Below are 19,714 nucleotides of genomic sequence, written 5' to 3'. Positions count from 1 at the left end.
AGGGGCGCGTCCGGCGTTGCAGGGCGGAGCCTCATCGGGTTCGGCACCGCCCTGCGGGACCAGGACGTCCTGATGCTGTTCGCAGCGGCGGCCGCGGCGGATTGGTCGGGATCCCCGGGGCGGTCAACGGGTCGCGGCCGTCCTCGGGTCGGTCACGAACCTGATCGCGGGCAGTCCGGCCAGCTCCGGCGACACGCAGGCGATGACCTCGGCGCAGTGGTCGACGGATCGCCGGCGCAGGAACGACCAGCACTTCAGCGAGGCGGGGCGGCGCTCCAGCGGCAGGTGCGCGGCCTCGACGAGGATCGCGGTGGGCGAGCGGTGCAGGATCCGGACCGGGACGTGGATGCTGCGGCCGTCGAGCATCCACTCCGAGACGGCCCTCAGCCGGCCGCGCTGCTGATCGACGCCGATGGTGAGGACGCTCCGGAAGTCCTCCGAGGCGGCTCCCATGCCGATCTGGAAGTCGCCGTCGGTGCCGTCGAGGAGGAACGCGACGTCGAGTCCGCTCCGGTGACGGACGGCGAAGGTCGTGAGCGGGCGCGCGCTCTCGGGCGTCGACGCCGGGGCGCCGGTCTCGCGGGAGCGCTGCTGCGCGACGTCCAGGTCCATGGGGGCACTCGTTCCGTCGGTGCGCGTCATCCTCGACACGCCCTGCTGCGAGTTTAGAGGCGGGCGCCCAGCCGTGTCCTCCTCCGCACACTCCGGCCGAGGGGACCGCCGCTGCAGACGCCGGTCACTGCTTCCCGGTCAGGGTGATCAGCAGGTCCTGGATGCTCGTCTTCTCGGCGGCCGGGTCGGGGCTGCCGGAGCGGACGGAGGAGAGGACGGGGTCGATCTGCTGGTCGACATAGGTCCAGGTCTGGCAGTTCGCGCCGCTCAGGGCGGGCTCGGCGTCGTCCCAGGCGGTCTCGAGGTCGGTGGCGCGGGCTCTCGCGCCGGCCTGGTCGCCGCTGGTGACGAGGGTGAGGGTGTCGGCGGTGATGGTCTGGAAGTTCTGCACGTCGGCAGGCGGGAAGTCCGCCTGCACCGACGCCTGCGCATCGGCCGCAGAGTAGGTCCCCGATGCGTCGCAGGCCGGGCCTGCGCCTTCGGGTGCCGGGGTGGTGTGCGGCCGGCTGTCGGTGAAGGCGAGCAGTCCGACGACGGCGACGGCGAGGATCGCCAGCGCCACGAGCGAGCGGCGCTCTCGCGCGACTGGTCGGTCGTGGTGCTCCGGCGCGCCTTTGTCGACGTCGGCCTTGCTGAGGGAGAGGTACACGACCGTCGCGAGGATCGCGAGCAGGAAGACGACGCTGGTGACGAAGGTGCCGAGGCCGAGGCCCTGCTCGTCGGGGGAGAGGCCGAGCCAGTCGCCGATGTTGGCGCCGAGGGGGCGGGTAAGGATGTAGGCGATCCAGAACGCGAGGACCGGGTTCGCGCCGTAGCGCCAGAGGCCGGTGACGATCGCGATCAGGGCGAGGGGCAGGAGGATCGAGACGCCGGGGCCCCAGCCGGTGAGCTCGAGGGTCCAGTCGCCGAGGGCGGTGCCCAGCGCGAAGGTGACCAGGACCGTCAGCCAGTAGAAGGCTTCGCGCGGGGTGGTGTCGATGCTGTGGATGGAGAGGGTGCGCTCCTTCGAGTACCAGACGCCGAACACGATCGCGAGCAGCACGGAGAAGACGAGGGAGCTGGCCCAGAGGGGGACGCCGAGCTGGTCGGTGAGGATGTCGGTGAGCAGGGTGCCGGTGACGCTCATGACGACGACGGTCAGCCAGTACGCGGCGGGCAGGTAGCGGCGCAGCCGCATCTGGATCGCGAGTACGACTGCGGTGACGATGATGAAGATCACGGCGGTCGCGAGGAGGCCGACGCCGAGGACCATGTTGATCCAGTCGGCGAAGCTCTCGCCGACCGTGGTGCAGAGGATCTTGATGATCCAGAACCAGATCGTGACCTCGGGGACCTTGCTGAGCAGTCGCCGGCCCGAGGCGCGGGATGTCGTCGTTGTGATGTCCATGCCCGCAGAGTTGCAGCCGGGACGTGGACGGCGGCTCGGGATGCGCCGTGCTGTGTTGTGTTTGCTCACAACGACCCGGAGCTCACCGACCGCGATCAGGTCGGCACCGAGCGGAGGGGCTGAGGTTCTGTGCTTTCACAACGGTTGCAGGGGAATCCTCTGCCGCAGGTGGACGTGCGTTCGTAGCGTGGACTTCTTCGGCGTGTTTCGCGCTGAGAGACGAGGACGACGCTGATGCCGAACCGGGAACCTCTGGCCGATGGTGCGATCGCGTATCGGGCGGCGCGGCGCTGGCCGCTGATCTCGGCGGGCCTCGCGGTGCTGCTCACGGGGCTTCTGGCCGCGCTGATCTTCTACCGCGAGCACGACAAGCCGTTCGGGTTCGACACTGCGTGGATGAACGAGGTCATCGAGCACCGGTCCACGTTCTGGCTGGTGCCGTCGCTGGTGATGAACAGCCTCGGCGGCGGGATCCTCGGCGCGATCGTGGTCCCGCTCGTCGTGTTCGTGGCGCTGCTGGTCTGGCGGGGTCGGTGGGCGGCGACGTACTTCGCGATCGCCGCGCCGCTGAGCGGGCTGCTGGTGCAGATCCTCAAGAACGCGGTCGGGCGTCCGCGGCCGCTGGAGATCCTCGTGAGCGCGGACTTCGGTTCGTTCCCCTCGGGGCACAGCGCGAACGCGGCGACGACCGCGTTGGTCCTCGCGATCGTGTTCCCGCTGTGGTGGGTCCGCATCGCCGGCGCCCTCTACACGGTCGCGATGATGCTCAGCCGCACCTACCTCGGCGCGCACTGGATCTCCGACACCGTCGGCGGGCTGCTCCTGGGCGCCGGTGTGGCGCTGATCGTCTGGGCACCGCTCGCGGTCCGGCTGCACACCGAACGGGTGGCGTCACCGCCGCCCCTCTGGCGCCGCATCGACCAGCGACGCGCACTCGGCTGATGCCCCGTCAGGGCTTGGGCTTCACCAGATCGCCGCGAAGGATTACCAGAAGGACGACGGCTACGACCGACCCGGACGCGACCAGGCCAGCGAGAACCACGATCTGGAAGACGCCGGCCGCGACGGGGGAGAGGCCGCCGAAGACGGCGCCGACGAACGCACCGGGCAGGACGACGAGACCCGTCGTCTTGGTCTGATCGGTCAACGGCACCAGCCCGGTCCAGGCCGCTTCCCGCGCCAGGCCGATCGTCGCCTGCCGCGGCCGGGCGCCGAGAGCCAACCAGCCCTCCACCTGATCCCACCGGTCGGCGAGCGTCGCGGCCAGCGCTCGGCCGGTGACGGTGGCGACGGTCATCGCGCCGCCGAGGAGGATCCCGCCGACCGCGAGGACGTAGCGCCCGGTGAACGGGACGGCCCCGAGCCCGAAGACGATCCCGGCGCTCACCGCGACCCCGGCCGCCATCGCCGCGGTGACGGCGAGGACCGTGCGCCGGGTGGGGCCGAGGCGGCCGGCCGCGGTGAGCACCGCGGCACCGAACATGACGGCCAGGAAGAGCAGGACCCAGCGGAGGTCCGCGATGACTCCCGAGAGGATCACCGCGAGCACCCCCAGCTGAACAGCCCCACGGAGGATCGCCAGCGCCGGCCGCGCGAACGAGACGACGCCGAACGCGCGGAGCGCGGCGATCGAGACCGCCCCGCACACGGCGACGGCGAGGATCACGGCAGCAGCATCCACGGCGCCGGTCATCCGTCGGCTCCTTCCGGCTCGGCCGATCCGCTGGCAACGGCGCTGACAGCGCGCCGGTCCGGGGGCGGGTGGGCGCTGTACACATCTTCAACGACGACGGCCGAGGGCACAGCGGGCACGCCGCCGCGGTCATCGAGCATGGCGGGATGACGCACCTCGCTGCCCCGCGCCTCCGGTCCCGTCCCGACCCGCGCCGCCTCCTCGCCGGACGGTACGGCGCCGCCACGGTCCCCGAGGCGACGGCGCTGTTCTGGATCCTGAAAGTGCTGACCACCGGGATGGGCGAGACGGCGTCGGACTTCCTCGCGACCGCGTTCGACCCGGTGCTCGTGGTCGGCGCGACCGGGCTCGCGTTCCTCGCGGCCCTCGCGCTGCAGTTCGCGGTCCGCCGCTACATCCCCTGGGTGTACTGGCTGGCGGTGCTGATGGTGAGCATCTACGGCACGATGGCCGCCGACGTGCTGCACGTCATCGCCGGCGTGCCGTACCTCGCCTCCACGCTCGTTTTCGCGGCGGCTCTCGCGGCGGTCTTCGCCGGGTGGTGGCGGGTGGAGCGGACGCTGTCGATCCACTCGATCACGACACCGCGCCGCGCCCTGTTCTACTGGCTCGCCGTCTCGGGCACATTCGCGCTCGGCACCGCGGCGGGAGATCTGACCGCGTCGACGCTCGGCTTCGGCTATCTGCCCTCCGCTGTCCTGTTCGCGGCGATCATCGCGGTGCCGGCGCTCGCGCACCGCTTCGCGGGGATGAACGCGGTCCTCGCGTTCTGGTTCGCCTACGTCGTCACCCGTCCGCTCGGAGCGTCCGTGTGCGACTGGCTCGCAGACCCGGTGAGCCGCAGCGGACTCGGCCTGGGGACGGGTCCGGTCACGCTCGCGGCCCTGGCGGTGTTCCTGCTCCTGGTCGCCGTGATCGCCGTCGGCCGTCGGCCGCGCGCGGCCGTCCCGGCGCCGACCGTCTGACGTCCGCGGTCAGGCGGCGTCGCGGCCGGCGCGGTTCTTCTGCCGCCAGTAGGTGAGCGCGATCCCGGCGAGGCTGATCACGACGATGCCGACGAGGACGATATCGATGTACTTCCCGACGAAGTCCGCGACGCCGGGGATCTGGCCGAGGAAGAAGCCGAGGAGGATCACGCCGGTGGACCAGACGGCCGCGCCGAGGGCGTTGAAGCCGACGAAGTGGGCGTAGTGCATCTTCCCGACTCCGGCGGCGACGGGGGCGAAGGTGCGCACGACCGGGACGAAGCGGGCGATGGTGACGGCCCAGCCGCCGAACCGGTCGAAGAACGACTGGGTGCGCGCGACGCTGGAGCGGCTGAACAGGCCGCTGTCCTTGCGCTCGAAGATCCGCGGCCCGGTCTCGCGGCCGATGACGAACCCGAGCTGATCGCCCAGGAACGCGGACACGGCGACCATCAGGATCACGAGCGGGACCGGGAGGGAGATCACGCCGGTCGCGACGAAGACGCCGGTGAAGAAGAGGAGGGTGTCGCCGGGGAGGAAGAACCCGATCAGCAGGCCCGTCTCGACGAACGCGATCAGGCAGACCAGGGCGATCGCCCAGGGGCCGGCGCCGTCGAGGAGGGATTGGGGGTCGATCATCGGTTCTCCTTGCGAGGGGTGGGGTCGGGATGGGTCACGGGGAGGCGGACCTCCACGCCGAGCCCGCGCGGTACGAGGTTGCGGATGGTGAACGTTCCGCCAGCGGCCCGGCTGAGTCCGGCGACGATGGCGAGGCCCAGGCCGGCGCCGCCCTCGCGGGAGCGGGCGGCGTCGGGGCGGGTGAAGCGGTCGGTCGCGACGGCGAGGAACGCGTCGGGGACGCCCGGGCCGTCGTCGTCGACGGAGAGGACGATCTCCTCGGTGCGCTCGACGAGGGTCGCGGTGACGCTGCCGCCGTCGGGCGTCGCGGCGACGGCGTTGGCGAGCAGGTTGTCCAGGATGCGGCCGAAGTCGGTCGGCGAGACCGGGTAGCGGGCCGAGACGGTCGAGGCGGGGGCGACGAAGTCGATCGCGAGATTCCGGTCGCGGGCGAGCATTCGGGCGCGGTCGACGCTGTCGGCGACCTCCTCGCGCAGGGCCGCCGACGAGGCGTCCCCGACAACCGTGCCCGCGTCGATCTTTGACAGGATCAGCAGCCCGTCCGTGAGGGATTGTAGGCGGTCGATCGAGCGGCGCGCGTCGACGACGTCGGCGTAGAGCGCTGCCGGGTCGTCGCGGACGCGCTCGGCGAGCTCGAGGCGGGTGCGCAGGGCGGCGAGGGGGGTGCGCAGCTCGTGGCTCGCGTCGGCGACGAGCCGCCGCTCCCGGTCCGCGGACTCCCGCAGATCCTCGATCAGCGCGTTCAGAGTCGAGGCGAGGTCGGAGAGCTCGTCGCGGGCGGGGCCGACGGGGAGCAGCTCGGTGGAGCGTCCACGGCGCAGCCGGTCGGCGATGGCGCGCATCCGGCCGACGGGGCGCAAGGCGAGGCCGACCAGGACCCAGGACGTGGCGGCGAACGCGACGAACAGGATCGCCAGGGCGATCAGCAGGGTGGTGCTGACACCGCCGACCACCGCCTCGGCGGTGTCCCGGCTCTCCTCGATCAGCGCCTGCGACGCACCCGAGCGGACGAGCTCGATCGTGGAGGCGTCGAGGATGCGGTCGAGCTGCTCGCGGACGATGATCGCGACGACGCCGAAGAACAGCATCGCGACCAGCAGGCTCGACACCGTGATTCGCACGCGGATCGACAGCGACTGCCACCTCACGACTTCACCCCGAGGCGATAGCCCGCGCCCCGACGGGTGACGATCTCGATCGACGCGCCACCAGCGGCGAGCTTGCGGCGGAGGTAGCTGATGTACTGCTCCGCGATGTTGTGGTCGACGAACTCCGCGGAGCCCCAGACCTCGAGCAGGATCTCCTCCCGCGGCACGAACTCGCCGGCCCGCGCCGCGAGCGCGCGGAGCACTCCGAACTCCTTCGGGCTCAACGGCAGCACGGACCCGTCGACGGAGGCGGTGTGCGTGTAGGGGTCCACCCGGAGATCGCCGAGCACGACCGGGGCGCGGTTCGTCAGGCGCTCGCGGCGGATCATCGCCCGCAGGCGGGCGGAGAGCTCCTCGAAGTGGAACGGCTTCGCGAGGTAGTCGTCGGCGCCGGCATCGAGTCCGAAGACCCGGTCCTGCAGCGCGTCTCGGGCCGTCAGCATGATCACCGGGAGCGTGGCGCCGGTCGCGCGCAGGTGCCGGCAGATCTCGAAGCCGCTCATGCCGGGGAGCATCACGTCCAGGACGGCCGCCGCGTACTCGGTGCCGCGCGCCGCGTTCAGCGCACCGATGCCGTCGGGGAACAGGTCGACGTCGTAGCCGTCGCCGGTGAGACCTCGCACGAGGAGCTCCCCCATCTCGACGTCGTCTTCCACGACCAGCACCGCGTCACGCATCAGGGCCTCCCACGGTCATGGTCGCACCGGCGACGGGCGGGAGTCGGCCGGATCCGCGGAGATATGGACGTTCTCAGCGCCGGGCGCCGGATGTGCAGGAAGCCCCGGGGCGGGCCTGCGCGGGTGGTGCGGCGGGTGCTGCGGCCCAGGTCCTTGCCGGGGTGGATCTCGATACGCCCGCTTCGCGGGCTGCTCGATCAGCATGGGAATGCGCGCGCCGGCCGGTCCTGTCAGCAGCAGGTGCAGGAGGGGCTGCTCTCGGCGGTGAGGGCGGCGACCGGCTGCTTGCAGGCGTCGCCGCGCCACGCCTCGAGGCCCTCACGGACGGCGAAGGCGGCGATGACGAGACCGGCGACCGGGTCGGCCCAGGTCCAGCCGAGGGTGCTGTTCAGCAGCAGGCCGACGAGGACGGCGGCGGAGAGGTAGGAGCAGAGCAGGGTCTGCTTCGAGTCGGCCGCGGCGGAGGCGGAGCCGAGCTCCTGGCCGGTGCGGCGCTCGACCAGGGAGAAGGCCGGCATCACGAGCAGGCTGACGGCCGCGAGCACGATGCCGACGGGGGAGTGCTGCGCCTCCGAGAAGCCGAGCAGGGCGCGGGCGGAGTCGACCGCGACGAAGGCGGCCAGGCCGAGGAAGGACAGGGCGATCACGCGCAGGGCCGTGCGCTCGCGGGCGTGCGGATCGCGGCCGGAGAACTGCCAGGCCACGGCGGCCGCCGAGAGCACCTCGACGACGGAGTCGAGGCCGAAGCCGACGAGCGCGGCGGAGGACGCGACCGTCCCGGCCGCGAGGGCGACGATCGCCTCGACGACGTTGTAGCCGATGGTCGCCGCGACGATCCAGCGGATCCGCCGCTGCAGGACGAGGCGGCGGGCCGGGGCGAGCGGGGCGCGGAGCGGGAGGGCGCTCATGCGCAGTGGCAGTCCGCGCCGGAGCAGCAGTCCGGGTCGACCACGAGGACCAGGCGCAGCAGGTCGTCGAGCGCGCCGGCCAGCCGGGTCTCGGCCAGGCGGTACCAGGTGTAGCGGCCGTCCTTGACGGCCTCGACGAGTCCGCAGCCGCGCAGGCAGGCGAGCTGGTTGGACATCACCTGCCGGGACACGCCGAGCGCGTCCGCCAGATCGGAGGGGACGGCCGGCGCCTCGCGCAGCGCGAGCAGGATCCGCGCCCGGGTCTCGTCCGCCAGAGCGGAGCCCAGACGCGCGAGGGCGGCGGAGTGGGTCACGGTCACGGTGTCGGGCATGCGGCGACGATACACGGAATGCTGTATCGAGCGCGAGGCCCGGGGCGTGCCGGAGGAGCGGGCCGGTGGTGGTGGGCGCGGGCGTGGTACGCCTGCGCCCACCGGGTCCTACTCGAAGAGCGAGAGGGTGAGCGAGCCGGAGTAGTCGCCGGCGGCGACGTCGGGCTCGGTGCTCAGGACGAGGTCGGCGGACGCGGTCCACGCGCCCTCCTCCGCGACCGCGCCGGAGTCGAGGGCCAGGGCGAGCAGCTCCTGATCGACGAGGCCGACGGCGTCCTCGCCCTCGTCCAGGACCGTGTCGACCGGATCGCCCTCGGTGACGAGACCGGAGTCGCCGCCGTCCAGGAGGCGGGGAGTCCAGCCGAGGTGGTCGGCGCCGATCGGCTCCTGCCCGTCGGACGCGGTGAAGGCGGACGCGGAGCCGAGCACGTACCAGCCGGCTCCGGCGGGGATCTCCTCCGGGCTCCGCGTGTCGGTGACGGTCACCGTCGGGAGGGCGCCGGTGAACCGGCGGACGAGCTCGGTCGAGCCGTCCTCGGTCAGGGCGGTCGAGGCGGCGGCGACGGTCATCGCGAGCACCCCGGGCGCGGTGGGCTCGGCGATCGAGACGCCGATGTCGACGCTCCGGTCGTCGAGGACGTCGTCGGCGGCGGCCGCGGAGGCGACGGCGGTCAGCAGCAGGGCGCCTGCGGCGACGGCCGCGCAGCGGGCGGCGAGGGCGGGTCTTCTCATGGCGGGGTCTCCTCGGGTCGGGCGGGTCAGTTGCAACTGGTGGCGGAGTACGGTGCGCGCACGGTCGTGGTCGCGGGGGCGCCGTCGACCGTGGCCGTCGCGACGACCTCGACCGCTCCGGCGGGGATCGAGACCGCGCGGGTGCTGAACGCGTGCGAGGTGGTCCGGCCCGGGGCGAGGGGAGCGAAGGTCTTCGTCCCGAAGGCCGAGCCGGCGGTCAGCGCGACGGGCATCGCGTCGTCGTTGCGCGCCTGGACGGTGACGACGGCCCTGCCGGCGAGGCAGCGGGTCGACGCGGTGGCCGTGACGGCGACGGCGGGAACGACGGCGGCCTGGGTGAGGGCGACCTGGTCGAGCGTCCAGAAAGCGCTGTTCTGGCCGGTGTAGCGGAAGCGGAACTCGGCGGTGCGGGCGCCGGCCGGGACGTCGATCCGGAGCGACTCGTTCGCGTTCGTGTTCGCGGTGTAGCTCTTCACCGCGACCGGGGCGGCGCCGTCGAAGGAGACTGAGACGACGGCGCTCTGCGGTCCGTCGATGACGTAGTCGGTGGCGTAGGAGAGGGTCGCGGCGGCGCTGCCGTTCAGAGGGTAGGCCGGGCTGATCAGGGTGGAGTCGAACTGCCCCGCGGCGTGCGTCCTGTCGTCCCACTCGTCGGAGTCCGCCACGGCGAAGACGTCCCGGGCGCGGACGTTCGTCTCGCGCTTCTGACCGGGCTCGACGCTCGTGAAGAACGAGTCGGTCGCGAAGGACCAGCCCGCCCACTCCCGCACGCCGCCCGCGGGCATCGCCGAGTCGTCGATCCGCCAGCCCTGGGGCGCGGAGCGGGTCCAGCCGAGCAGACCGGCCGCCGGCCGCGTCTCGTCGAGGCGGGGCTGCAGGGCGGGCCGCAGGGTGTCGAAGGCGTCGGTCGACGGCGCGCCGAGGGCGATGCCGTCGAGGGTCCAGGCGGGGTCGTTGGCCAGGCCGTTGACGGCGAGGACGGTGGGGGCGATGTCGACGATCTTCACGTCGTTCCGCGTGGAGCCCGCGGCGATGCCGGGGCCGGACGCGATGACGAAGACCTTCCGCTCGGCGAGGCTGTTCCCGCCGTGCCCGCCGGTGGGGGTGTGGCCGTGGTCCGCGGTGACCAGGATCGTCCACTGCTCGGACGCGTAGCTCGGGCGGGCGCGGACGGCGGCGATCAGCTCGCCCAGCTGGGCGTCGGCGCGCGCGAGGGCCGTGGCGTAGGCCGCCCCGTTCGTGCCGACCGAGTGGCCGGCGCCGTCGACCTCGTCGAGGTGGACGAAGGTGTTGTCGGGGTTCCCGTTCGCGAGGTAGCCGACGGCGGTGGCGGTGGTCTGCGCATCGCCGCCGCCGGTGCGGCGGACGTCGACGGCCGAGCCGAAGATCGTCTCGGCGACGGGCGACCAGGTGGCGACGACGAGGCTCGAGCGGGACGGGTCGGCGGCCTCGATGCGGCTGAGGTAGTCCGGGTACTGCCCGAAGCGCGGGGCGGTGAACGCGTTGTCGACGACGCCGTGCTTGTCGGGCCAGGCACCGGTGGCGATGGTCGACCAGCCGGGCCCGGACACGGTGCCGGACATCGGCGCGGCGTAGAGGTTCGAGGTCGAGGTGAGTCCCTCGGCGCGGAGGGAGTCGAGCGCGGGCATGTCGGCCGCGTCGAGCTGGTCGAAGGAGGCGCCGTCGATGCCGACGACGAGGGTCTTCGCGGTGCGGGTGCCGGAGGGCAGGCCGTTGTAGGTGGTGCCGGCGGCGGAGGCGGACGGCGCGGCGAGCAGGAGGCAGCCGATCACCGCCGAGACGCAGGCGGCGCCGAGGGCGCGGAGGGGCAGGGACATCGACGACTCCAGAGGGGACGAGGTGGAGCGCGGAGACGACCGCGCGCCGCCAGACTGCCCACGTCTCTACCTATCTGGAAGTCGATGGCAGGGATATGCAGACACGTTCAGCGGCTGTTCACCCCGGGCGTGGTGGGCGGGACGGGCGCGGACGGGGGTGGGTGAACGATTCCGCGACGGCGACGAGGGGTCGCCGCCCGTGCGGTACCGTCGTCCCGATAGCGCCTAGGGTTCCGGGACGACACGTCGTCCGGCTGGTTCGAGCGGCGCCACGGATCTCCGCCATCGGAGTCCGTCATCTCAAGGGACAGAAGCCTGGAGGACCGCTGCGGCGCGCGTCGGCGCGCGCGGAAAGGTCCGAACATGTCTGCCTTCGTCCTCGCCCTCGTGCTGACCGCGGCGCTCTGCCACGCGGCGTGGAACGTCGTCGCGCACCGGGTCAGCGGCATCGGGCTGCCCTTCCTCTGGTGGGGGGCGGTCGCGAGCACGCTGGTCTGGGGGCCGCTCGTCCCCTTCACGGGAGGGCTCGGCACGGGCGACGACCTGCCGCGCGGGCTGCTGCTCGGCGCGGGCGTCTCGGGACTCCTGCACGTCGGCTACATGGTCGTGCTGCAGGCGGGCTACGCCCGGGGTCGGCTGTCGACGGTCTACGCGACCGCCCGGGGGACGGGCCCCGCGCTCAGCGCCGGGCTGGCGGTGCTGCTGCTCGGGGAGCGGATCTCGCCGGTGGCGGTGCTCGGCGTCGCCGTCGTGGTGACCGGGGTGATCGCCACCGGGCTGATCGACCGGCCGACCGCGCAGGCCCCGTCGGGGCGCCGTCTCGTCGATCCGGGCATCCTCTTCGGGGTCCTCACCGGCGTCGCGATCGCGGTGTACACGATCTGGGACGCGCACGCCCTCCGGACCTGGGGGCTGTCGCCGGTGGCGTTCATGGTCGGCTGCACACTGGTCGAGATCGTGGTCTACCTCGTGCCGCTGCGCCGGCGGCGGGCGGAGCTGCTGCCCGTCCTCCGGCAGCACTGGCCGCGGGTGCTGGCGTTCGGGGTGCTCTCGCCGCTCTCCTACATCCTGGTGCTGCAGGCGGTGACGCTCGCGCCGGTCGCCCTGGTAGCGCCGATGCGCGAGATGAGCGTGGTCCTGGTGTCGCTCTTCGGCGCGCTGGTGCTCCGCGAGGGCTCGGCGGTGCGGCGGATCGCGGCCTCCCTGGTGGTGGCCGGCGGGATCGTGCTGCTCTCGGTCTGAGGGCGCGGCTCAGAGACCGACCGGGCGGATGAAGTGGGCGCCGTCGCGGCGCCGTCCGGTCGCCGAGACGGTGAAGCGGACGATGTCGCTGCGGTAGCGGTCGTCCGAGGCCTCGAAGGTCCGGCCGTCGGCGTCGCGGGTGATGCGGTGCAGGCGGAGCACGGGGGAGCCGGGCGCGAGCTCGAGCAGCTGCGCGTCGGTCTCGTCCGCGGCCACGGCGTCGATCTCGTGGTCGACCTCGGCCGACTTCCAGCCGCGGGAGTCGAGGAACTCGGTGATCGAGACCGTGTCGAGGTCGACGTCGAAGAGGTTGCGGCCGGCCGGCTCGATGAAGGTGAGCCGCTCGAGCATCGTCGGCCGGTCGTCCAGCGAGCGCAGCCGGAGGACGTCGACGACGAGCTCGCCCGGCTCGATGCCGAGCAGGGCGGCCTGGTCGGCGTCCGAGCGCCGGAGCGAGACCTGCTGGGTGAGCGCCCCGGGGCGCGCGCCCATCGTCCGCGCCCAGCGGGTGAAGGGGATCGAGACGTCGACGGCCTGCTGGGCCTTGCGCTCGATGACCCGGCTCGGGCGCCCGCGGGTGGTCTCGATCAGACCCTCGCTGCGCAGTGCCGCCAGGGCGTTGCGGATCGGGCCGCGCGACGTCTTCCACTTCGCGGCGAGCTCGCCCTCGGTCGGGACCTCGTCGCCCGGAGCCAGCAGGCCGCTCGCGATCGACTGACGCAGATCGTCGGCGATCGCCTTGTACATCACATCAGCCACGTAGGCACCTTACTGGGCGGAGGGTTCCTTTCTGAGCGGCGCAGCACCGGGCCCGCCGGTGAATTGAGTTCCGCGCGCGGCAGTCGCAGGAGATGGGTGAACACGTCGTGAACAGTGGCGAGATAGGTACATACGTAGGCACCTGGTGCGGCAGAGTTCCAGTCGTCCCCCTCGACGCCCTCCGCCCGAAAGGCCATCATGCAGACCCGTGCCCGCCTGACCCCCTTCTCCCGATCGGCCCTCACCGCGCTGGCCGCCGCCGGCGCCCTCGCGCTCCTGGCCGGCTGCTCCGGCACCGCGTCGGCCGGCTCGACCGCCGCCGGCGACGCCGAGGGCGGCTTCGCCGTCGACTCGAGCACCCTCGTCTTCGGCGTCGTCCCCGACTCCGTCGACACCGAGACCAACTACCAGCCGCTGATGGACTACATCGCGCTGGAGACCGGCAAGACCGTCGAGTACCACGAGTCGACCGACTACGCGGCGCTGATCGAGGCGGCCATCGCCGGGCAGATCGACGTCGCCAGCTTCTCCGGCTTCACCTACGTCACCGCCACGAACAACGGCGCCGAGCTCACCCCGATCTCCTCGATCGTGACCTCCGAGGGGCAGGAGCCCGGCTACTACTCCGAGGCCATTGTCCCCAATGGCAGCGACATCGCCTCGATCGCCGACATGAAGGGCAGGAAGGTCTGCTTCGTGGACCCGTCCTCCACCTCCGGCTACCTCTTCCCGAGCTACAACCTGATCGAGGCGGGCCTGGATCCCGAGACCGACATCACGCCGGTGTTCGCCGGCAAGCACGACGTGTCGGTGCAGAAGGTCGGCGAGAACGTCGAGTGCGAGGCCGGCTTCGCGGAGGACAGCGAGGTCGAGAAGTCCGATGCCGTCACCGTGATCGAGCGGACCATGGTCCCCGGCGCGCCGATCGTCGAGTCGGACACCCTCCCGGACGACCTGAAGCAGCAGCTGAAGGACATCCTCTCCGAGGTCACCATCGACGACATCATCGCCGCGGGCGTCGAGTCGGCCGACAGCGACGGCTTCCGCAGCGTCTTCTACGAGACCAAGCCGGTCGACGACGCGTACTACGACCAGATCCGCGAGATCTGCGAGGCGACCGACGCCACGCAGTGCCAGGCCTGACCCGGCGCCCCGCCGTCGAGCGCTGAACCGACCGACCCGACCTGGAGACTCCGATGACGACTTCCTCCCCTCCCGCGGCCGACGCCGTGGTCGAGATCACCGACCTCACCAAGCGCTTCGGCGCGACGACCGCGCTCGACGCGGTGTCGCTCACCGTGCGCCGCGGGGAGATCGTCGTCCTGCTCGGGCTCTCCGGGTCGGGCAAGTCCACCCTGCTGCGCCACGTCGACGCCCTCGAGGCGCCGACGAGCGGCGCGATCCGCGTGCTCGGCGAGGACGTGCCCGCGCTGCGGGGCGGTCGGCTGCGCACCCTGCGCGGGAAGGTGGGCTTCATCTTCCAGCAGTTCGAGCTCGTGCCGTCGCTGACGGTGCTCGAGAACGTGCTGACCGGGGCGCTCGCGGAGCTGCGCGGCCCGCGGCTGGGCCTCTGGAGCTACCCGAAGGCGAAGAAGCTGCGCGCGCTGCAGCACCTCGAGCGGGTCGGCCTGCTCGAGCGCGCCTACCAGCGCGCGGACACCCTCTCGGGCGGGCAGCAGCAGCGCGTCGCGATCGCGCGCGCCCTGATGCAGAACCCCTCGATCCTGCTGGCGGACGAGCCCGTGGCCTCCCTCGACCCCGAGTCGAGCGACCAGGTCATGGGCCTCATCCGCGAGATCGCCGCGGAGGAGGGGCTCACCGTGCTCTGCAGCCTGCACCAGGTGGACCTCGCCATCTCCTGGGCCGACCGGATCGTCGGCCTCCGGCACGGCGCGGTCGTCCTCGACACTCCCGCGGCGGGGCTGTCCAAGGCCGAGGTCATGGAGATCTACGGCCGCGTCGCCACCACGACCTCGGAGCTCGAGGCCGTGCAGAACGAGCTGCTCACGCCGGAGCGCACCCGATGACGGCCGTCCTGCCGCCGCGCACCGCGCGCCGCCCGGACCCGGCCGTCGCAGCGCGGGCTCCGCGACCGCGGCGCTCTCCGGAGCGGATCGCCGCGGTCCTGACGCTGGTCGCCCTCGCGGGGCTCGCCGTCGCCGCCCTGGTCGAGGTCGACATCTCGGTGCCGCGGATGCTGCAGTCGCTCTCGAACGCCGAGCGCTTCCTCGGCCGGGTCGGCGCGATCAGCCTCCCCGAGCCGGCCGAGCTGCTCGCCCTCACCGCGCAGACCCTCGGGCTGGTGCTCACGGGCACGCTGCTCGCCGCGGTGCTGTCGGTGCCGCTGGCGTACCTCGCGGCGGCCAACACCACGCCCGGTCACGCGGCCCGGGCCGTCGCGCGCTTCCTCGGCGTGCTGGCCCGCGCGATCCCGGACGTCGTCCTCGCGATGGTCTTCGTGCTGATGTTCTCGCTCGGCTCGCTGCCCGGCATCCTCGCGATCGGCCTGCACTCCGTCGGCATGATCTCGAAGCTGTTCGCCGACGCGATCGAGCAGATCGACGAGGGACCGCGCCTCGCGATCCGCGCCGCCGGCGGCACGAGGCTGCAGGAGTTCACCTCGGGCGTGCTGCCCCAGGTGCTGCCGTCCTGGGTCGCGACGGTGCTGCACCGCAACGACATCAATCTGCGCGGCTCCGTGATCCTCGGCTACGTCGGCGTCGCGGGTCTCGGCCTCGAGATGTCCTACGCCTTCAAGTCGCTGCAGTACGGACGGGGCATCGGCATCGCGCTGGTGATCTTCGCGCTCTGCGTGGCGATGGAGATCGTCTCGAGCTCGGTGCGCGCGGCGATGCTCGGCCGGGGCGCGTCCGGAGCCGGCGCGTCGGACTCCGGCCCGGTCGGCGCCCTCGTGCGCCGGTTCCGCGGCGACCGCGCGAGCGGCAGCGCGGGGCGGCCGGCGGCCGCGACGCCGCGGTCGACCCCGGAGTCGGCGCTGCGCCGGCCGTGGACGCCGACGCGCCTCCGGAACGCCCTCGCCGGCGTCGTCACGGCGGTCGTGATCGTCGCGGGCGTCGTCGTCAGCGACATCACCTGGAGCGACGCGCTCACCTTCTGGGGCCGCGTCCCCGCCGTCGCGGCGCAGTTCTGGCCGCCGTCCTTCGGCAGCTACGACGCAGGCACGATGGTCGAGGCGATGCGCGAGACGATCGCGATCGCCCTCGCCGCGGCCCTGCTCACCGTCGTCGCGTCGGTGCTGATCGGCTCGCTCGCCGCCCGCAACGTCGCCCCGACCCGCGGCGCCCGCAGCGGCTTCCGGCTGCTGCTGGTCGCGGTCCGCGGCGTGCCCGAGCTCATCCTCGCCATCCTGCTCATCGTCGTCTCGGGGCTGGGCACCCAGGCCGGCACGATCGCCCTCGCGGTCGGCGGGGTCGGCCTGCTCGGCAAGCTGATCGCCGACTCGCTGGAGGAGGTCGACTCCGGACCGGAGCGCGCCCTCGTCGCGACCGGCGCCACCCGGCTCCAGGTCTACGCCGGAGCGACCCTGCCCCAGGGGGCGCGCGCGATGCTCGGCCACACCTTCTACCTGCTCGACACCAACATCCGCGCGGCGACCCTGCTGGGCATCGTCGGCGGCGGCGGGATCGGCTACTACCTGCTGAACGCCGCGCAGGGCTCGAACTACGCGACCGTGACCGCGATCGTCCTGATGATCCTGGTGACCGTGCTCGTCGTCGAGGGACTGGCGATGTGGCTGCGGAAGGTGCTCCGATGAGCGCCCGGTACGACGTCGCCGTCGTCGGCTCCGGGATCGTCGGTCTCGGCGCCGCCCATGCCGCAGTCCGCCGGGGGCTTCGCGTCGTGGTGCTCGACCGGACCGCCGCGCCGATGGGCTCGACCGTCCGCAACTTCGGCCACCTCTGCTTCACCCCGCAGGCCGGCGAGGCGCTGCGCTACGGGCTCGCGGCCCGGGAGGCGTGGCTCCGGCTCGCGCAGGACGCGGGCTTCGCGCTCGGCCGCCGCGGCACGCACATCGTCGCGCGCCACGCGGACGAGCTCGCCCTGCTCGAGGCGGCGGCCGCGCAGGCGCCGTTCGGCTTCGGCGACGGCCCCGAGATCGAGCTGCTCGACGCCCGGGGGACCGCGGCGGCGACCCCGGTCGACCCCGCGGTCGTCGTCGGGGGAGCGGTGCTGCCCTACGACCTGCAGGCGGATCCGCGCACGGCCGCGGCCGCGATCGTCCGGCACCTCGCCGAGCTCGGCGTCGAGTTCCGGATGCGCACGGCCGTGGGCCGCGTCGCCGAGGGCGTCGTGGAGACCAGCCGGGGCGCGGTCCTCGCCGACACGATCGTCGTCGCGGTGAACCACGACCTCGATCAGCTCCTCCCCGAGCTCGCCGAGGCGCACGAGGTCGTCCGCTGCTCCCTCGACATGCTCCGCGTGGAGCTGCCGCTGCGCGCTCCGCTGGCCGCGCCGCTGCTGACGGGCTGGTCGCTCGTGCGCTACAGCGGCTTCGCGCGCCTGCCCGAGGCCGCCGCGGTGCGGGCCCGGCTGCACGCCGAGCGGCCGGACCTCGCGGCGATCGACCTCAACCAGATGTACACGCAGCTGCCGGACGGGAGCGTCGTCGTCGGCGACTCCCACCACCGCTCGATCACGCCGGAGCCGTTCCAGTCCGAGGCCACCGCGGAGCTCCTCCTCGAGGAGACCGCGCGCCTGTTCGGGGCGGCGCCGCGGGTGCTGGAGCGCTGGCAGGGCGTCTACGCCAGCGGGCGCGACGAGTTCCTCGTCGCCGAGCCGATCCCGGGCGTCCTCGTGCGCACCGTCACCACGGGCATCGGCATGACCACCGGGCTCGGTCTCGCCGAGACCACCCTCGCGGACCGCTTCGACAGCACCGCATCCCTCCTCGTCTCCTCGGAAGGCCGCTGATGACCAGCACGATCCCCGCTCCCGCTCCCCTCGGCACCGCCGGTCCCCGCCCGGCCCTCGCCGGTGTCGAGCTCGTCGTGCTCGACATGGCGGGCACCACCGTGACCGACGACGGGGTCGTCGAGCAGGCGTTCCAGCGCGCGGCCGAGCGCACCGGCGTCGCCGACCGCCTGCCGTGGGCCGAGGCGCTCGACTACGTGCGCGAGACGATGGGGCAGTCGAAGATCGACGTGTTCACCCACCTCGCCGGGGGCGACGTCGCCGCCGCGGAGCGGGCGACCGCCGCGTTCGAGGACGCCTACGCCGAGCTGATCCTCGAGGGCGCCGCGGCGCCGATCCCCGGCGCCGAGGAGCTGCTGCGCGAGCTGCGCGCCGCGGGGGTCGGCGTGGCGCTGACCACCGGCTTCGCTCCGGTCACCCGCGACGCGATCCTCGACGCGCTCGGCTGGCGCGACCTCGTCGGGATCGCCCTCTCGCCGGCCGACGCCGGCCGGGGCCGCCCCGCGCCCGACCTCGTGCTGACCGCCGCCCTGCGCGCGCGGGTCAGCGCGATGAGCGCCGTCGCGGTGGTCGGCGACACGGCCAGCGACGTCCTCTCGGGACTGCGCGCGGGCGCCGGGCTCGTGGTGGGCGTGCTGAGCGGAGCGCACGACCGCGACCGCCTGAGCGCGGCTGGCGCGCACGCCGTGATCGAGGACGTCACCGCGCTGCGCACGCTGTCACTGCGATGAGGACGGCGATCGCGCCGCCGCGCATCGATCCGGAGTCGCGGCGCGTCGAGCTGCGGCCCTCCGCCACCGCCATGGTCTGGCTGGCGCCGGACCGCCCGCACGAGGCCGTCGCGTTCGTCACGGTCCGGCTCGGCCCGGGCGACGTGCTGGTCGAGATCGAGCTGGCGACGATCTGCGGCTCCGATGTGCACACGGTGCACGGCGACCGGAGTGCTCCCGCCCCGCTCGTCCTCGGGCACGAGCAGCTCGGGCGCGTCGTCGAGCTCGGCAGCGGCGGGCCCCGTGCGCTCGACGGTTCCCTCCTCGCCGTCGGCGACCGTGTGCTGTGGTCGATCGCGGCGAGCTGCGGCTCCTGCGACCGCTGCGCGGGCGGGCTGCCGCAGAAGTGCCGGACGCTGCGCAAGTACGGCCACGAGCGGATGAGCGACGCCTGGGCGCTGTCCGGCGGCTTCGCCACGCACGCGCACGTCGTCTCGGGCACGCCGATCATCCGGCTGCCCGAGGACGTGCCGGCGGCCGTCCTGGCGCCCGCGTCCTGCGGGACCGCCACCGCCTGGGCCGCGCTCGCCGCCGCCGAGGCGGTCCGGCCGCTCACCGGGGCCGACGTGCTGATCAGCGGCGCGGGCCTGATCGGCCTCACCGCGGCGGCGATGGCGACGGATCGCGGGGCGGTCGTCACCCTCGTCGAGCCGGATCCCGCTCGCCGCGCGATCGCCGAGCGCTTCGGCGCCCGAGCGCGGCGACCCGACGAGGAGGGCGGCGAGTTCGACGTGGTCCTCGAGGCGTCCGGCGCGCGGGCGGCCGTCGGCGCGGCGCTCGCCCGTGCCGCGGTCGGCGGCGTGGTCGTCCTGGTCGGCAGCGTCTTCCCGACCGAGCCGGTGCCGCTGGATCCGGAGCGCGTGGTGCGCGGGCTGCTGACCGTGCGGGGCGTGCACAACTACACGCCCGAGCACCTCGCCGCGGCCTCGGCGTACCTCGTCGACCGCTGGCAGGCGTGGCCGTTCGCCGGCCTGGTCGGCGAGACGGTGGCGCTGGCGGATCTCGACGAGGGGATGCGGCGCGCCTCGGGCGGCGCGGTCCGCGTCGGCGTCTCGCCGATCGCGCCGCACTGACACCGCC

Annotated in this window: 20 protein-coding genes; 9 read left to right on the top strand and 11 right to left on the bottom strand. The window is 73.2% G+C overall.

Features of this window, described 5'->3' with window-relative positions; genetic code table 11:
- Positions 1–123: 123 nt before the first annotated feature.
- Both C1I64_RS07710 and C1I64_RS07705 read right to left on the bottom strand, forming a co-directional pair.
- Positions 124–612 carry a hypothetical protein gene (locus C1I64_RS07710; protein ID WP_127886831.1) on the bottom strand — a complete coding sequence of 163 codons (489 nt, stop codon included), beginning with the start codon at positions 610–612 and terminating at the stop codon, positions 124–126.
- Positions 613–736: 124 nt separating this feature from the next.
- The gene (locus C1I64_RS07705) at positions 737–1,999 is read right to left on the bottom strand and encodes a COG4705 family protein (RefSeq protein ID WP_127886830.1); all 1,263 of its coding nucleotides are present in this window, start codon (positions 1,997–1,999) and stop codon (positions 737–739) included.
- Between the two features lie 234 nt (positions 2,000–2,233).
- Here C1I64_RS07705 and C1I64_RS07700 point away from each other — a divergent pair, with 234 nt between their 5' ends.
- Positions 2,234–2,941 (top strand): phosphatase PAP2 family protein, encoded by a 708-nt coding sequence (locus tag C1I64_RS07700; protein ID WP_127886829.1) that lies wholly within the window; start codon positions 2,234–2,236, stop codon positions 2,939–2,941.
- Between the two features lie 7 nt (positions 2,942–2,948).
- Here the strand turns inward: C1I64_RS07700 and C1I64_RS07695 are convergent, their stop codons facing one another.
- Positions 2,949–3,692 (bottom strand): ABC transporter permease, encoded by a 744-nt coding sequence (locus tag C1I64_RS07695; protein WP_127886828.1) that lies wholly within the window; start codon positions 3,690–3,692, stop codon positions 2,949–2,951.
- 146 nt (positions 3,693–3,838) lie between these two features.
- Between C1I64_RS07695 and C1I64_RS07690 the strand changes: the two genes are divergently transcribed.
- A complete protein-coding gene (locus C1I64_RS07690) occupies positions 3,839–4,657 on the top strand; it encodes a COG4705 family protein (protein WP_127886827.1) in 819 nt (272 codons plus the stop codon).
- Between the two features lie 9 nt (positions 4,658–4,666).
- Here the strand turns inward: C1I64_RS07690 and C1I64_RS07685 are convergent, their stop codons facing one another.
- The 7 genes from C1I64_RS07685 to C1I64_RS07655 form a co-directional block, all read right to left on the bottom strand.
- The gene (locus tag C1I64_RS07685; protein WP_127886826.1) at positions 4,667–5,296 is read right to left on the bottom strand and encodes a DedA family protein; all 630 of its coding nucleotides are present in this window, start codon (positions 5,294–5,296) and stop codon (positions 4,667–4,669) included.
- Positions 5,293–6,444, bottom strand: a complete 1,152-nt coding sequence (locus tag C1I64_RS07680) for a sensor histidine kinase (protein WP_127886825.1) — start codon at positions 6,442–6,444, stop codon at positions 5,293–5,295. Before C1I64_RS07680 ends, C1I64_RS07685 begins: the two co-directional genes overlap by 4 nt.
- Positions 6,441–7,121 (bottom strand): response regulator transcription factor, encoded by a 681-nt coding sequence (locus tag C1I64_RS07675; RefSeq protein ID WP_127886824.1) that lies wholly within the window; start codon positions 7,119–7,121, stop codon positions 6,441–6,443. The genes C1I64_RS07680 and C1I64_RS07675 overlap by 4 nt, the downstream gene beginning before the upstream one ends.
- Positions 7,122–7,351: 230 nt before the next feature.
- On the bottom strand, positions 7,352–8,029 hold the full coding sequence (locus tag C1I64_RS07670) for a cation diffusion facilitator family transporter (protein WP_127886823.1): 678 nt from the start codon (positions 8,027–8,029) through the stop codon (positions 7,352–7,354).
- Positions 8,026–8,361 carry an ArsR/SmtB family transcription factor gene (locus C1I64_RS07665; protein ID WP_123446343.1) on the bottom strand — a complete coding sequence of 112 codons (336 nt, stop codon included), beginning with the start codon at positions 8,359–8,361 and terminating at the stop codon, positions 8,026–8,028. The genes C1I64_RS07670 and C1I64_RS07665 overlap by 4 nt, the downstream gene beginning before the upstream one ends.
- Before the next feature lie 108 nt (positions 8,362–8,469).
- Entirely contained in the window at positions 8,470–9,093 is a 624-nt protein-coding gene (locus tag C1I64_RS07660) for a hypothetical protein (RefSeq protein WP_127886822.1), read from the bottom strand.
- A gap of 26 nt (positions 9,094–9,119) precedes the next feature.
- A complete protein-coding gene (locus C1I64_RS07655; protein ID WP_127886821.1) occupies positions 9,120–10,931 on the bottom strand; it encodes an alkaline phosphatase family protein in 1,812 nt (603 codons plus the stop codon).
- A gap of 363 nt (positions 10,932–11,294) precedes the next feature.
- On the opposite strand from C1I64_RS07655, the gene C1I64_RS07650 reads away from it, so the two are divergent.
- The gene (locus tag C1I64_RS07650; RefSeq protein ID WP_127886820.1) at positions 11,295–12,173 is read left to right on the top strand and encodes an EamA family transporter; all 879 of its coding nucleotides are present in this window, start codon (positions 11,295–11,297) and stop codon (positions 12,171–12,173) included.
- A gap of 9 nt (positions 12,174–12,182) precedes the next feature.
- Here C1I64_RS07650 and C1I64_RS07645 read toward each other — a convergent pair whose 3' ends face one another.
- Positions 12,183–12,932 (bottom strand): GntR family transcriptional regulator, encoded by a 750-nt coding sequence (locus tag C1I64_RS07645; RefSeq protein WP_243582754.1) that lies wholly within the window; start codon positions 12,930–12,932, stop codon positions 12,183–12,185.
- Positions 12,933–13,130: 198 nt separating this feature from the next.
- Between C1I64_RS07645 and C1I64_RS07640 the strand changes: the two genes are divergently transcribed.
- Genes C1I64_RS07640 through C1I64_RS07615 form a run of 6 tightly spaced genes read left to right on the top strand, consistent with a single transcriptional unit; the run spans position 13,131 to position 19,707 of the window.
- Positions 13,131–14,075: a phosphate/phosphite/phosphonate ABC transporter substrate-binding protein gene (locus C1I64_RS07640; RefSeq protein WP_127886819.1), complete on the top strand. Its 945-nt coding sequence runs from the start codon at positions 13,131–13,133 to the stop codon at positions 14,073–14,075.
- Between the two features lie 53 nt (positions 14,076–14,128).
- A complete protein-coding gene (gene phnC, locus C1I64_RS07635) occupies positions 14,129–14,959 on the top strand; it encodes a phosphonate ABC transporter ATP-binding protein (protein WP_127886818.1) in 831 nt (276 codons plus the stop codon).
- Positions 14,956–16,707 carry a PhnE/PtxC family ABC transporter permease gene (locus C1I64_RS07630; protein ID WP_127886817.1) on the top strand — a complete coding sequence of 584 codons (1,752 nt, stop codon included), beginning with the start codon at positions 14,956–14,958 and terminating at the stop codon, positions 16,705–16,707. Before phnC ends, C1I64_RS07630 begins: the two co-directional genes overlap by 4 nt.
- A complete protein-coding gene (locus C1I64_RS07625) occupies positions 16,704–17,864 on the top strand; it encodes a TIGR03364 family FAD-dependent oxidoreductase (protein WP_127886816.1) in 1,161 nt (386 codons plus the stop codon). The genes C1I64_RS07630 and C1I64_RS07625 overlap by 4 nt, the downstream gene beginning before the upstream one ends.
- Positions 17,864–18,595, top strand: coding sequence for an HAD-IA family hydrolase (locus C1I64_RS07620; protein WP_127886815.1), 732 nt, complete (start codon positions 17,864–17,866; stop codon positions 18,593–18,595). Before C1I64_RS07625 ends, C1I64_RS07620 begins: the two co-directional genes overlap by 1 nt.
- Complete coding sequence (locus C1I64_RS07615; protein ID WP_127886814.1) at positions 18,592–19,707, top strand: alcohol dehydrogenase catalytic domain-containing protein; 1,116 nt, start codon at positions 18,592–18,594, stop codon at positions 19,705–19,707. The genes C1I64_RS07620 and C1I64_RS07615 overlap by 4 nt, the downstream gene beginning before the upstream one ends.
- Positions 19,708–19,714: the final 7 nt, after the last annotated feature.

The sequence above is a fragment of the Rathayibacter festucae DSM 15932 genome (genome assembly GCF_004011135.1).
Classification (GTDB): domain Bacteria; phylum Actinomycetota; class Actinomycetes; order Actinomycetales; family Microbacteriaceae; genus Rathayibacter; species Rathayibacter festucae.
The sequence above is the reverse complement of the archived record's forward strand: the minus strand, read 5'-3'. Positions and strand labels throughout refer to the sequence as shown.